The following is a 12,287-nucleotide window of genomic DNA, read 5'->3' on the forward strand; positions in this document are numbered from 1 at the left end:
GGGGCCGGGGTCAGGCTTCCGGCGCCGGCAGCTCGGCCACCAGCCGGATCGAAGCCGACAGCTCTTCGAGCTGGAAGTGCGGGCGCAGGAACACGTTGGCGCGGTAAACGCCCGGACGGCCCGGCACCTCGTAGACGTCCACGCGGGCCTCGCGCAGCGGGAAGCGCGCCTTCATGTCCTGGGAGGCGTCGTCATCCAGCAGGATGTAGTTGCCGATCCAGGTGTTCAGGTAGCTCTGCACGTTGCCGCGGGTCGTGAACGAGCCGATCTTGTCGCGCAGCATGACCTTCAGGTAATGCGCGAAACGCGACGACACGAGCATGTAGGGCAGCATCGCCGAGAGCCGCGCGTTCGCGTTGGCCTCGTTGGTGTTGTACACCTTCGGCTTGTTGGCCGTCTGGCCGCCGAAGAACGCCGCATAGTCGGTGTTCTTGCAGTGCACCAGCGAAATGAAGCCGAGGTCGTTCAGCTCCTTTTCACGACGGTCGGTGATGGCGATCTCGGTCGGGCACTTCAGCGCGACGTCGCCCTCGTCCGTCTTGAAGGTGTGGGTGGGCAGACCGCCGACCCGGCCGCCGCCCTCGACGCCGCGGATGGCCGCAGTCCAGCCATACTTGGCGAAGGCGTCGGTGATGCGCGCGCCGAGCGCCCACGAGGCGTTGCCCCACAGGTACTTGGAGTGATCGCGGCCGTCCACGTCCTCCACGAAGTTCACGCCTTCGACCGGCACCGTCTTCGGGCCGTAGGGCAGGCGCAGCAGCGTGTGCGGCATGACGAGCGCGACGTAGCGCGAGTCTTCCGACGCGCGGAAGGAGCGCCACTTCGTCATCTCGGCGGTTTCGAAGATCTTCGACAGGTCGCGCGGACCCGACAGCTCGGAGAAGCTGTCCATGTCGAACATCTTGGGCGAGGCGGCGGCGATGAAGGGCGCATGGGCCGCAGCGGCGACGTTCGAGATCTTCTCGATCAGCGATATGTCCTGCGGATGGCGGCCGAACTCGTAGTCGCCGATCAGCACGCTGTAGGGCGTGCCGCCGAGCGTGCCGTACTCGGCCTCGTAGACCATCTTGAACAGCGCGCTCTGGTCGAACTCGACCGCGCTGTCGAGATCCTTCTGCAGGTCCTTGCGCGAGCTGTTCAGCACGCGGATCTTGAGCTGCTTGCCGGTCTCGCTGTTCATGACGAGGTAGTTCAGGCCGCGCCAGGTGGCTTCCAGCTTCTGGAAGTCCTCATGGTGCAGCACCTCGTTGAGCTGAAGGCTGATCAGCTCGTCGATCTGGGCGATGCGGTGGTTGATCGCCTCGACGACATCCACGGCGACGGCGTCGCCGGTCTCGGCGACGACCTGGTCCACGAACTCGGACAGCAGGTCGCGGGCGTAGGGGCGCTGGCCTTCTTCACGCGCCATCTTGCCCTCGACCATCATGCGGTCGAGCAGGCTGGCGCTGGCGGTGCTCTCGACGGACATTTCCGTAGTCACTTGGGCACTCCTGTGAATGCGTTCCGTATCAGCGGATTGGCAGCCGTCAGGCGGCCGGCGGCTCTTCCGTCGAAACCGGCGCCATGGCCGTTTCCGTGGGGCCGAGGAGCTTCTTCAGCTCATCCTGCTGTTCGGTGTTGGAGATGACGTCGTTGAGCAGACCGCTCAGTTCGTCGTTGCCGTCCAGCTTCGCCAGCAGGTCGGAGAGCTTCTGCCGGGCCTCGAACAGGCGGGCCAGCGCCGGCACCTGGTTCAGCACCTGGACCGGCTCGAAGTCGCCCATGTCGTCGAAGTTCAGCAGCACGTTGAGCTTGCCGCCGTCGGGCTGGAGCTTGTTGTCGACCTGGAACGCCAGCCGCGGAGCGGCGGAGGCGAGAACGTCGTTGAAATTGTCGCGGTCGACCTCGACGAACTTCCGCTCCTTCAGCTTCGGCAGCGGCTTTTCCGGCTTGCCGCTCAGGTCGGCCAGGACGCCGACGAGGAACGGAAGCTCCTTCATCTCGGTGGCGCCGCCGGTGTGAACCTCGTACGTCAGCTTGACGCGCGGCGGACGGACGCGCTCCAATTTCTTCTGGATGCTCTCGGTCATGACCTCACCACCTCGCAATGAATCCATGCGCGCCCTGCGCCGCGCGTTAGCCCCGCCATCATTCGGAGTGCAATCAATCTTAGCCAGCCGAGATAGGCCCCAATTGGCTGACATCCCCCGGTAACACCTCCGTTTCGGAGGTATTACCCCGCAACCGGCCTTTCGGCCTGTTCCATTCCGGCGGGAAGCCCCGCGCCGGTACGGAGTTACCGGCGCAGGTGCCGCAGCAGGAAGTTGCGCGCTTCCACCAGCTGGCTCATCCGTTCCGCGCTCGACAGCAGGCCGGTGTCGGGATGGTAGATCGGCGCCAATGTGCGGAATCGGCTGTTGACCGCCTGCGGATCGAGCCCCCACTCGTGGGTGAATCCCAGCACGTAGGTCGCCTGCCAGGGCTTCAGGATCGGCTGCTGGAGCGGACGGAAGGCCAGCGTCTCCAGCGCAGAGGTCAATTGCTCCAGGCGCAGGCGGCAGCGGCTCATCTCGGTTTCCACCGCGGCCAGTTCGCCCGACGTGACCAGACGCGCCCCGTCGGACGCACCGATGGTCGCCGCCGCCCACGCCGCCTTGCGGACCGTCGCATGGTCCAGCCGGACCGGGTAGCGCACCCTCAGCTTCGGCACCACGCGCACCCGCCGGGTGCGTCCGTTCTTCAGCGTCACCCGCCGGTACGACACGTCCACCGGGTTGGGTTCCCCCGGATCCGGCAGGGCTTCGAGCACGTCGGGACTCATGACCGTCAGGAATGCTCGAATGAGCTGCGATGTCGTCATGCCGCGGGCGACCGCTGCCGCCTCGACGGCCGACCTCAGGGAATGCTGGCAAGGCACGACGAAGGAGGACAAAGGGCGACCCCGAAGTGTGAGTGAATCCATGAATGACCTGTAAGGCTCAGTCCCGCGCCTGCCGGAGTTGGGCGAGCGCATCGCGGATCGCCGCCTCCAGCGCGGCGATCCGGCCGCGTTGCTGTTCGTCGCGGCGGGCGGCGGCCTGTGCGGCGCTGCGCAGGCGGCCGACCTCCTCGATGGGCGATGCATCCACCCCCCGGCGGTCGAGGTAGAACAGACCGACCTCGATCACCTCCCGCAGCGTCTGGCCGGCCGGCAACAGCCGCTCCAGCGCCGCCAGGGCTGCAATCCGCTCGCCCGCCGCCTCGCTGCCCAGACGCGGAAGCACCGCCCGCAGGCGTTTGTCCCGGCTCAACGCGCCGCCCGGTCAATGCACGGCATGAGGAAGCCGCTGGAACATGCAGAGATAGCCGTGGACCGGAACCGACGCTTCGGTGCGCAGGATCACGTTGTCGATGGTCCTGGCGCGGAACAGGCCGCGCGCACTGCTTCGCAGATGGTCGAGGCCATGGACGTACCGGCCGCTCGGCGTCAGCCGGTATCCCGGATCCTCCTGCCGCTCCACCGTGAAAGCGAGCAGCCCGCCCGGTTCCAGCACCCCCGCCGCCGCCCGGAAGACCTCGGTCAGGTCGCCGATGTAGCAAAGTACGTCCGCGCTGACGACGGCATCGAAGCGTTCGCCGGTTCCGGTCATGAACTGGACGAGTTCGGCCTGCGCCAGCAGGTCGTAGAGGCTGCGGTCGCGCGCCTTGTCCAGCATGCGCGCCGACAGATCGACCCCGACCAGCCGGGATGCCGCCGGACGCAGGATCGGCCCGCACAGGCCGGTGCCGCAGCCGATGTCCAGGATCCGCGCACCGCCATCCGCTGATAGGGTTGCCGGCAGGGCAGCGACCGCGGTACGTGCGACGATCTCATGCGCCTTGTACTGGAGCGTCTTGACCAGATGCTCGTCGAAACGGTCGGCATAGGAATCGAACACGTTGGCGACATAGGCCTCCGGCGCCTTGGCCGAGGTGGTCCCGGCGATGGCGTGGACGAGATGGGCCAGAACCGTGTCGTCCGGATTGAGCTCCATCGCCCGGCGGTACACCGCCAGCGCCTCGTCCCGGTGGTTGCGGTTCACCAGCAGCGATCCCAGCACGATCAGCGATTCCCGCCGCAACGGGTCGAGCGCCGCCCCGCGGCGGGCGGCGGACAGGGCCTCCGCCGACCGGCCGACGGCGTCCAGCGCCTGGGCCTGCACCGCCAGGACTTCCGTGCCCGCCGGATCGAGGGCGAGCGCGGCGCGGCACACGGGCAGGGCCTCCGCCGGCGCCTGGTCCTTTAACAGGGCCATGGCACGCAGGGCATGCATCGCCGAGTGGTCCGGGCGCAGCTTGGCCGCCTGCTCGGCGGCGAGGGCGGCGTCGCGGTAGCGGTTCTGGGCGAGCAGGATGCGGGCGAGGTTGGCGAAGGCCTCCGGATAGTCGGGGCGGTGGCGCAGCGCGGCGGCGCAGGCGAGCAGCGCCTCGTCCAACCGGCCCATGCCGCGCAGCGCGACCGCGAGGTTGTTGTAGGGCATCGGCCAGTCGGGCTGCGCGGCGATGGCGTCGCCGAACAGGTCGGCAGCCTCGGCGAAGCGTCCCTGGCGGAGCAGGGCCGTGCCGTCCTCCACCTTCGCCCGGATTTCGTCCGGGATCTCGCCGGCTTGGAATGAGGGGGTTTGGAGAGACGGGGCATGACGGGGGGAGGGTGTTCCGGCGACACTTGGCTGCGCCATTGCGGGTGCCATAGTGGCGGACGCTTCGTCCATGGCGGTCCCCTCCGAGAAAGACTGATATTCCGGCCTATGCCGTGACAAAGGGCATACCGCACCCCCGATGCCGCCGCAAAAGCAGATCGAACCAACATGGGCCAATCTTCAGGGGCTCCGGCGCCGGAATCCGGCTATAGCCGAACCAGGAGGCCAGCCATGCTCTTCGGTTTCGGGCGCCTTGCATTCGTCCTGTGGCTCTGCGCGGTCGGCGGTCAGGTCTTCACCCTGTTCGCCTTCCACAACGCGGTGGCCGAGGCTCACACCAGCGAGATCGCCGCGCGGCTTTCGGCGTTGACGAACCGCGTCGCCGCGGCCGCGGCGGAACGCGCCACCATCGGAATTCCGCTGGCCCACCAGACCGATCTCCAGCGCCGCATCGAACTGGCGACCGGGGTCGGCAGCGGCGTGGCGCTGCATGTCGTCGACGCGCGCGGCACGGTGCTTTTCAGCACCGCGCGGGAAATGGTCGGCGCGACGGTTCCGGCCTCGTGGATCGGCATCGTTGCAGCCGCTCCGGCGGACCCGTGGAGCCACGAGGGGCGCGACGGCATGGTCATCGGCGTGCCGGTGCTCGATGCCCTGGGGGCGGTGGGCGGCGCCATTCTCGGCCATGCGGCGCAGGAGGATGCGCGGGTCGAGGTGCTGACGGCGCTGCGCGAGACGGCGACGGTCACCCTCGTGTTCCTGATCCTGGTCGCCGTGCTGGCGGCGTTGGGCACCCGTCTGCTGGTCGGGGAGACCCATCGTTCCGTTTTGAAGCTAAAGGCGTTCTATGACGCGCAGTGCCAGAGGCTGATGGGGGCGGAGCCCGCCAACGCCGAGACGCGTCCGGCGGGGCAGGCTCTCTGCGTGGTCCTGCACGGTCTGGAGCAGGCCGAGGAACAGGCGGCGCGCATCGACGATGCGCCACCCCGCGGCACGTCGGGAGCATAACCAATGCTGTTTGGATCCGAGCACCCCGTCCGCCGCTTCGTGCCCCTGCTGGTCGCGGTCGTCGTCATTCCGTGGATCGCCACACTGGCGGCGGCGCTGGTCGGCGCCGCCAATCTGGCCGACCGCGGCACGGCGACGCGCACCGACATCGTCGGCCAGGCCCTGGTGCAGGACCTTGAAAAGGCGCTCGGCCTCGGGCTGCCGCTCAACCGTCTGGCCGGCATGGACGATTACCTGGAGGAACTCTCCGACATCGTTCCCGAGATCGAGCTGGTGCTGATTGCCGATGCCGATGGGAAGACGCTGTTCCAGAAGGCGACCACCGGTCGGCCGGACCTGTCGGCGCGCCTGTCCGCTGCCGAGACCGACTGGTCGGCTTTCCACCTGTCGGTGCAGCGCTATCCCCTGCGGACCGGGGCGACGCAGTCCGGCGAGGTGATCCTCGGCCGGAAGGCTCTGGCGCAGCCGGCGAACACCCGGCGCATCCTCATCGATTTCGCGGTGGCGCTGACCATCGCGCTGACGGGCGGGTCTCTGCTTCTTCGTATGCTCGTGCACACGCAGCTGGTCGCTCCGCTCGGCTATGCCAGCGGGCTCGACGCGGTGGTGGCCCGGCGCGTCTATGACCGGATCGCTCCGCCGGTGGACCAAAGCCTGATCGGCGGCCTGCTGGCGGAAATGAACCGGCTGGTGATCGGCGTCAACGACCGCTTCGCCCGCGCGCACGCCTACCTTACCGAGGTGCGCGACCTCAGCTTCAATCCGGATGCGGCGGCGGAGGTCGAGCCGCTGATCGCCCGCATCGAGCGGCTGGGCCGCTTCTCGCCCGACCGGCTCGCGGCGCTGCCGCCCGTTGCGGGCAATCCGCTGCCGCATGCCGTCGTCTTCTTCGCTGCGGTGGCGCTGTCCATCCTTGCCGGCGTCGCCGCCCAGCGCCTGCCCCTCGACACCGCCCTGGCGGCGACGGCGCTGGGCGTCGCGCTCGCGGCCCCCTTCGCCCGCGTCGTCGGGCGGTACGGGCTGGCGGTGACGCTTGCCGCGCTGGTGGCCTGGGGCGTGACCACCCTGTCGGACCCCGGCCGCGACCTGCTGCTCGCCGCGGCGGTCCTGGGCGGCATCGGCGCCGGCCTGTCGGTCCAGACCATCCGCCCGATCCTCGACACGCTCGGCGCCGATCTCGGGGTGTCGGCCACCGGGGGGCTGGTCGCCGGGGCGGGAATTTCCATCCTGTGCACCGCGAGCATCGGCACCGGACCGGTCATGGGCATCGGCGCCCTGTCGGCCGCCATCGGCCTGCTGGTCGCCCTGCGCGTGGAACGCGTCGCATCGGCGCGCCGGGTTCCCCTGATTCTGCGCCAGATCTTCACCCTCGACCGTTGGTGGAGCGGCGGACGGCCCGCGCCGAAGGGCTGGGCGCTGTGGCTGGTCACCGGCCTTGCCCTGACCTACGCCGCCATGCCGCAGGTGGCCGGCACCCCCGGTGTCCGCCAGGGCGCGGAGTTCATCTGGTTCCACGGCGGTGCCGCGTGGCTGGCGGCGATTGCGGTGGTGGCGCTCTCGCCCCGGCCGGCGGCCGCCGTGCTGCTGTCCTTGTCCGCCACCGCCCTGGCGGCCGGCGCGTTGGCGTTGGGGGCGGCCGCGGCCGGGCCGGGTACGGCGCTGGCCGTCGCCGCGGCACTCGGTGCCGGGCATGCCGCGCTGGCGGCGGGCGGCGAGAATGGCGGTCTGGTCGCGCTGCGCGGAGCGATGGCGCTTCTGGCCGGAATGGGGCTGCCGCTGCTGCTCGGTGGCAATGCCGGCGTCGTCGCGGCCTCGGCCGGGCTGGTGGTGACGGTTGCCCTGCTGCCGCCCATCGCGCTTGCGCTGCGGCGCGTCCTGCTGGACCGCCGGACCGTGCCGGCCGCCGCGGCGGAGGGGAGTGCGGCGGCATGAGAATGGGCATTATGGGAGCCGGTCTGGGCGGGCGGATGTTCGTCTTCGCCGCCGGTGCGGTGCTTGCGGTGCTCGCCACGGCGGTCCTGTTCTCCGTGCTGTGGGGCGACCGCACCGCGGAACGCCGTGTGGCGGAGGAAACCCGTGTCGCCCAGCGGCTTTGGGAAAGCCTGATGGAGGAGGAGGCCGTCGTCATGCAGCGGGCGGCGGCCGACCCGCTGCTGGTCGCGGCGATGGACCGCAACAACGGCCAGGCCGCGGCGGCCCGGCTGCCGCTGCTCGGCTTTTCCTCGGCGGCGCTGGTCAACAGCGTCGGGCAGCCGCTGATATCGGTGCCGGCGCCGACCGACATGCGTCTCATCGACGAGCGGCGGGTCGCCCAGGTGCTGGCGCAGAACGATGCCTACACCGGCCTCGTCGTCGTCGGCGGCGCCGTGCAGCACATGGTGGCAACCCCCTTCGGCGAGGCCCGGCCGGCCGACCGCGTCGTCCTTGCGCTGCGCACCGTGCAGCCGAGCCTCACGGTCCTTGCCCGCGTCCTCGGCGGCTCGGCCTATCTGGTCGACGGCAACGGCGCGCTTTATGACCGCGCCGGGGCCCTGCCGTGGGAGGACATCCAGCCGTCCCTGGGTGGCGGCGGCGGGGACCACGCCAGGGTCCACCGATCCGGCCGCAGCTTCGAGGTCCGCACCCTTCGCCTCGCCGATCCTGCCGGCGGCAACACGCTGGCGCTGGTCGTGGCGCGTGAATCCACGCTGGAGGACATGGCGACCAGCCTGTTCGACACCAGCGCCATCCTGGTGCTGATGACCGTGCTGGCGGCCAGCCTGTTCGGGCTGGAGTGGTTTTTCCGCCGCTCCCTGGCGCCGATCCACGCATCGCTTTCCGCGCTGTCGGCGCTGGCCGACGGCAACACCAACGTGGCGGTGCTTGGGGCCGAGCGCAACGACGAGGCGGGCCGGCTCGCCCGCACGGTGGAGGTGTTCCGCAACCGCAGCCGCGCCCTGCAGGATGCCGAGGCGCGGCGTGGCCGCCATTGGCTGCGTCAGCAGTCCTTCATCCGCAAGCAGATGCTGCGCATGGCCGAGACCCTGCCCGACCAGGGCCGGGTGGAGTTGCTGGGGGATCTGGACCGCATCGAGTCCGTCACCGGCCGCGGCGACGGGGCGGGTGGTGACGGGGCGGGCGGTCTGGCGGTCGCCTTCGAGGTGATGGCCGAGCGCGTGCGCAGCCAGCACGCCGCCCTGGACGGCATGGTCGTGCAGCTTCAAACCTCGCTCGACACCAAGACCGAACTGGTGGAACTGCAAAAGCAGTTCGAGATCGCCCGCCGCATGCAGGAGGCGATCCTGCCGGCCGGCCTGCCGGCCCGCCCCGATCTGGCGGCGGCCGGCCTGCTGCTGCCGGCGGCGGAGTTCGACGGGAGCTTCTACGACTTCTTCCTGGCCGACGACGACACGCTGGTGGTCCTGCTGGGCCAGGTATCGGGTGGCGGTCTGGCCGGCGGCTTCATGACGGTGACCGCCCGCACCGCCGTGCGCGCGCTGGCCTCCGCCGGGCTCGGTCCGGGGGCCTGCCTGACCGGAGCCAACCGCCTGCTCGCCGCCGACAATGCGGCGGGGCTGCGGATCGGGCTGGCGATGGGCGTGGTGACCCTGCGCAATCGCCGCTTCGTCTTCGCCGGTGCCGGCGTGCCGGCCCCGTTCCTGGCCCGCCGCCTCGGCGACGTCGTCGATCTGCCGGTGGCGGAGAACCCGCCGCTTGGGCTGGATGCCGGCCTGACGGTCGCCGAGACCGCGTTCGACCTGCCGGTGCCGAGCACGCTGGTTCTGTGCGGCTCGGGGCTGCTCGACGGCACCAACCGGTTCGACGTGCCGTTCGGCCGCACCCACATGGGCGAGGTGCTGAGCGGCCTCGACGATCTTTCGGCCGACAGCACGGTCGCCGCCGTGCAGGCGGCGCTGTTCGAGCATGCCGGCGGCCGCACCGTTCCGATGGCGCGCGACCGCACCTGCCTCGCCGTTCGGGTGCGGGCATGACGGCCGGCCTGCGTGCACGAGCCGCGGCGGCGCTCGCCCTTTTCGTGCTGCTCGCTTTCCCCGGGGCCGCGCGGGCGCAACACCCGTGCGAGAGCTATTTCGCAGCGAACGAGGCGGCCTATGGCATCCCCACCGGCATCCTGCACGCCATCGGCATGACCGAGTCCGGCCGCGGCGGCGCAACCTGGCCCTGGGCGCTCAACCTGGGCGGCGCCCCGGCTTTTCCGGCGAGCCGTGGCGAGGCGCTGGCGCTGATGGGCGACGGGGCGGGGTCGCTGCGCCTCGACATGGCGGTCGGCTGCATGCAGGTGCACACGCGCTGGCACGCGCGCGCCTTCCGCTTCGGAGAAGACATTCTGGACCCGGCGACCAATGTCGCCTATGCGGCGGCCTTCCTGCGCCTGCTCTACGACCGCCATGGCTCCTGGACCGAGGCGGTGCGCCGTTACCATGCCGGCGCCGGCAACACCCAGGCGCAGGACATCTACCTGTGCCGGGTGCTGGGCTGGCGGGTCCGTCTCGGCTACCAGCGCGAGACCTCGGCGATGGACGGTCTGTGCGCCGCTGCCCGGACCGTCTCGGCGGAGGGGCGATGAAGAAGATCCTCCTCGCCGTGCTGGTCCTGCTGCTGTTGGTGGTGGCGTTCGGCGGCGGTTATTATCTGGCCGGCGGCGGGCTTCCGGGTGTCACCGCCCAAGCCGCCAAGGACGCTCCGGCGCCGGCAGGAGGTGCCGCAGGGGCGGCCAACGGCATCGCTCCTGCCGGTGCCCCGGCCGAAGCGAAGACCGCGGACGGGAAGGATGCCAAGGATGCGAAGGGCGCACCGGGGGAAACCCCACCGCCCGACATCCCGGTGAGGCCCGCGGCGGCAACGGCCAAGGGCGGCACGGTCTACGCCGTCGAACTGGGTGTCTTCCGCTCTCCCGACAATGCGAAGGCCTTTGCCGGCGTGATGCAGGAGCGCGGTCTGCCCGTGTCCATCGTCGAGACGCTCGACGCCGGCGGACGGCCCTGGCTGCGCGTGCGCGCCGGCAGCTTCGCCGACCTGTGGCAGGCCGAAGCCCGCCGGCCGGAGTATGAGCGGGTCGCGGGGATCGGCGGCGTGGTGGTCGGCGAGACATCCCCTGCCGCTGCTGCCGCCCCGCCGTGACCGGCGGCCGTCCGCGATCTGCCGCGGAAGTTGAATGCTCCACATTGGATGTATGCCTCAACCCCGCGGAAACGCATGGGATGCGGACTTTCGCCCATGCCGGAAATAGGCCTTCGGGACAGCGTCCCGTCCACCCCTGCGGACTACGCCAGAACGAACCAGACAGAGGGCGTGATTCCGGCGGCTTGATGCTTCAATTGCCACGATCCGGGCCGACGGGCTCTCGGAACAGGATTTCGCTCGGGATGCGATGGCGATGACGACGATTACGCTGGGGCGGGGACAGGTGGCCGGGCTGGCCATCGGCGTTGTCGTGCTCATGGTTGTCGCCGTGCTGCTGGGCGTCGGGATCGCCGTGGCGACGATGGGGCCGGGGCCGGCCACGCAGGTCGCCGCCGGCCCCGGTGCCGCGCCGGGCGCCGCCCCGGCCGGCGACGGGCGGTTTGCCGGCGTCGCCGACACCGTCGGCATGAGCGCCATCTCGCGCCGCTTCGAGACCGAACAGGCGGTCAAGGCCACCGCCGACCGCGCCGCGGACACCGTCTCGGGCGTGGCGGAGTCAGTGCTCGACCCGGTCGCCCACGGCACGCTCGCCGCCGCCGGCCGCTTCCTTCCCTCCTGGATGGCCGCTCCGATGGCCAAGTCGGTGAACCGCGCCTCCTTCCAGGCGCGCAGCAAGCTGTCCTACGGCGTCGAGAACAGCGTCGAGGAGCGTCTCTTCAACGGGCTCGATCAGGTATCCGGGCAGGGGCCAGGGCAAGGGGGGCAAGGGGCGAAGGCGGGCGACCCGGCCCCCGTCCGCAGCTTCGCGGTCGAGCTGGGCCGCTTCGCCAACCAGGCCAATGCCGAGAGCTTCGCCGATGCCGCCGGCCAGCGGGGCGTCTCCGCCGCCGTGTCCTATGCGCCCGACGGCGGGGCCACGACGCCCTATGCCGTGCGCAGCGGCCGTTTCGCCACCACCGACGAGGCGACCGCCGCCGCGGACGCCATCAAGCGGTCCAGCGGCGTCGCCGGAACCGTCGTCACCCTTGCCGAGCCGGGAGGACGGTCCTGATGTCCCTTCGACGTTCCCATGCTGCCCTCGCCATCCCCCTGGCCTTTCTTCTGCTTCTCGGCGCCTGTGCCGACAAGCCGGCGGCCTGGCTGAACATCGTGTCGTTCACCGTGGCACCCGCCGCCAACGACAGCACGCCGGTCGCCATCGACGTGGTGTCGATCCGCGACAAGGCGCTGGTCGATCAGCTCACCGCCCTCACCGCCGCCGACTGGTTCGCCAAGCGCGAGCAGTACCGGCGCGACCATCCCTCGACCCTGGACATCGCGAGCTGGGAACTGGTGCCCGGCCAGAAGCTCGACGCCCAGCTTCCGTCGGACCGCGAGGCGGCCTGGGCGATCCTCGTCTACGCCAACTACGCCACCCCCGGACCGCACCGCCTGCGCGCGCCAGACACGCGCACGCTTTCCCTTTCCGTCGGCGACAAGGATGTCGAACTTGCTCCCTGACGTTTCCGCCATTCACCG

The 12,287-nt window shown here is 70.4% G+C and carries 12 protein-coding genes; 7 read left to right on the top strand and 5 right to left on the bottom strand.

What is annotated here, in order from left to right:
- Positions 1-10: 10 nt before the first annotated feature.
- The 5 genes from tssC to VH569_RS13530 form a co-directional block, all read right to left on the bottom strand.
- Entirely contained in the window at positions 11-1,480 is a 1,470-nt protein-coding gene (gene tssC / locus VH569_RS13510) for a type VI secretion system contractile sheath large subunit (protein WP_423315801.1), read from the bottom strand.
- Positions 1,481-1,526: 46 nt separating this feature from the next.
- Entirely contained in the window at positions 1,527-2,069 is a 543-nt protein-coding gene (gene tssB / locus VH569_RS13515; RefSeq protein WP_098735786.1) for a type VI secretion system contractile sheath small subunit, read from the bottom strand.
- A gap of 206 nt (positions 2,070-2,275) precedes the next feature.
- On the bottom strand, positions 2,276-2,800 hold the full coding sequence (locus tag VH569_RS13520; protein ID WP_244592340.1) for a hypothetical protein: 525 nt from the start codon (positions 2,798-2,800) through the stop codon (positions 2,276-2,278).
- A gap of 157 nt (positions 2,801-2,957) precedes the next feature.
- Positions 2,958-3,269, bottom strand: coding sequence for a hypothetical protein (locus tag VH569_RS13525; RefSeq protein ID WP_098735788.1), 312 nt, complete (start codon positions 3,267-3,269; stop codon positions 2,958-2,960).
- A 12-nt stretch (positions 3,270-3,281) separates the two neighbouring features.
- Entirely contained in the window at positions 3,282-4,571 is a 1,290-nt protein-coding gene (locus VH569_RS13530; RefSeq protein WP_423315802.1) for a tetratricopeptide repeat protein, read from the bottom strand.
- A 297-nt stretch (positions 4,572-4,868) separates the two neighbouring features.
- Between VH569_RS13530 and VH569_RS13535 the strand changes: the two genes are divergently transcribed.
- The 7 genes from VH569_RS13535 to VH569_RS13565 all read left to right on the top strand — a co-directional run bounded on the left by VH569_RS13535 (position 4,869) and on the right by VH569_RS13565 (position 12,269).
- Positions 4,869-5,645 carry a hypothetical protein gene (locus VH569_RS13535; RefSeq protein WP_423315803.1) on the top strand — a complete coding sequence of 259 codons (777 nt, stop codon included), beginning with the start codon at positions 4,869-4,871 and terminating at the stop codon, positions 5,643-5,645.
- Between the two features lie 3 nt (positions 5,646-5,648).
- Positions 5,649-7,577 (top strand): hypothetical protein, encoded by a 1,929-nt coding sequence (locus tag VH569_RS13540; protein ID WP_423315804.1) that lies wholly within the window; start codon positions 5,649-5,651, stop codon positions 7,575-7,577.
- The gene (locus tag VH569_RS13545; RefSeq protein WP_423315805.1) at positions 7,574-9,616 is read left to right on the top strand and encodes a PP2C family protein-serine/threonine phosphatase; all 2,043 of its coding nucleotides are present in this window, start codon (positions 7,574-7,576) and stop codon (positions 9,614-9,616) included. The genes VH569_RS13540 and VH569_RS13545 overlap by 4 nt, the downstream gene beginning before the upstream one ends.
- The gene (locus tag VH569_RS13550) at positions 9,613-10,212 is read left to right on the top strand and encodes a lytic transglycosylase domain-containing protein (RefSeq protein WP_423315806.1); all 600 of its coding nucleotides are present in this window, start codon (positions 9,613-9,615) and stop codon (positions 10,210-10,212) included. The genes VH569_RS13545 and VH569_RS13550 overlap by 4 nt, the downstream gene beginning before the upstream one ends.
- A complete protein-coding gene (locus VH569_RS13555) occupies positions 10,209-10,766 on the top strand; it encodes an SPOR domain-containing protein (RefSeq protein WP_423315807.1) in 558 nt (185 codons plus the stop codon). Before VH569_RS13550 ends, VH569_RS13555 begins: the two co-directional genes overlap by 4 nt.
- A gap of 256 nt (positions 10,767-11,022) precedes the next feature.
- The gene (locus VH569_RS13560) at positions 11,023-11,820 is read left to right on the top strand and encodes an SPOR domain-containing protein (protein WP_423315808.1); all 798 of its coding nucleotides are present in this window, start codon (positions 11,023-11,025) and stop codon (positions 11,818-11,820) included.
- Positions 11,820-12,269, top strand: a complete 450-nt coding sequence (locus tag VH569_RS13565; RefSeq protein WP_423315809.1) for a hypothetical protein — start codon at positions 11,820-11,822, stop codon at positions 12,267-12,269. The genes VH569_RS13560 and VH569_RS13565 overlap by 1 nt, the downstream gene beginning before the upstream one ends.
- Positions 12,270-12,287 lie beyond the last annotated feature (18 nt).

Source organism: Azospirillum sp. 11R-A (assembly GCF_049472615.1).
In the GTDB taxonomy this organism is placed as follows: domain Bacteria; phylum Pseudomonadota; class Alphaproteobacteria; order Azospirillales; family Azospirillaceae; genus Azospirillum; species Azospirillum palustre.

What these genes read in the sequence shown, in the direction of transcription:
- tssB (WP_098735786.1), bottom strand. Translation starts at nt 2,069, where the DNA reads ATGACCGAGAGCATCCAGAAGAAATTGGAGCGCGTCCGTCCGCCGCGC.
- VH569_RS13520 (WP_244592340.1), bottom strand. Translation starts at nt 2,800, where the DNA reads ATGAGTCCCGACGTGCTCGAAGCCCTGCCGGATCCGGGGGAACCCAAC.
- VH569_RS13535 (WP_423315803.1), top strand. Translation starts at nt 4,869, where the DNA reads ATGCTCTTCGGTTTCGGGCGCCTTGCATTCGTCCTGTGGCTCTGCGCG.
- VH569_RS13540 (WP_423315804.1), top strand. Translation starts at nt 5,649, where the DNA reads ATGCTGTTTGGATCCGAGCACCCCGTCCGCCGCTTCGTGCCCCTGCTG.
- VH569_RS13545 (WP_423315805.1), top strand. Translation starts at nt 7,574, where the DNA reads ATGAGAATGGGCATTATGGGAGCCGGTCTGGGCGGGCGGATGTTCGTC.
- VH569_RS13550 (WP_423315806.1), top strand. Translation starts at nt 9,613, where the DNA reads ATGACGGCCGGCCTGCGTGCACGAGCCGCGGCGGCGCTCGCCCTTTTC.
- VH569_RS13555 (WP_423315807.1), top strand. Translation starts at nt 10,209, where the DNA reads ATGAAGAAGATCCTCCTCGCCGTGCTGGTCCTGCTGCTGTTGGTGGTG.
- VH569_RS13560 (WP_423315808.1), top strand. Translation starts at nt 11,023, where the DNA reads ATGACGACGATTACGCTGGGGCGGGGACAGGTGGCCGGGCTGGCCATC.
- VH569_RS13565 (WP_423315809.1), top strand. Translation starts at nt 11,820, where the DNA reads ATGTCCCTTCGACGTTCCCATGCTGCCCTCGCCATCCCCCTGGCCTTT.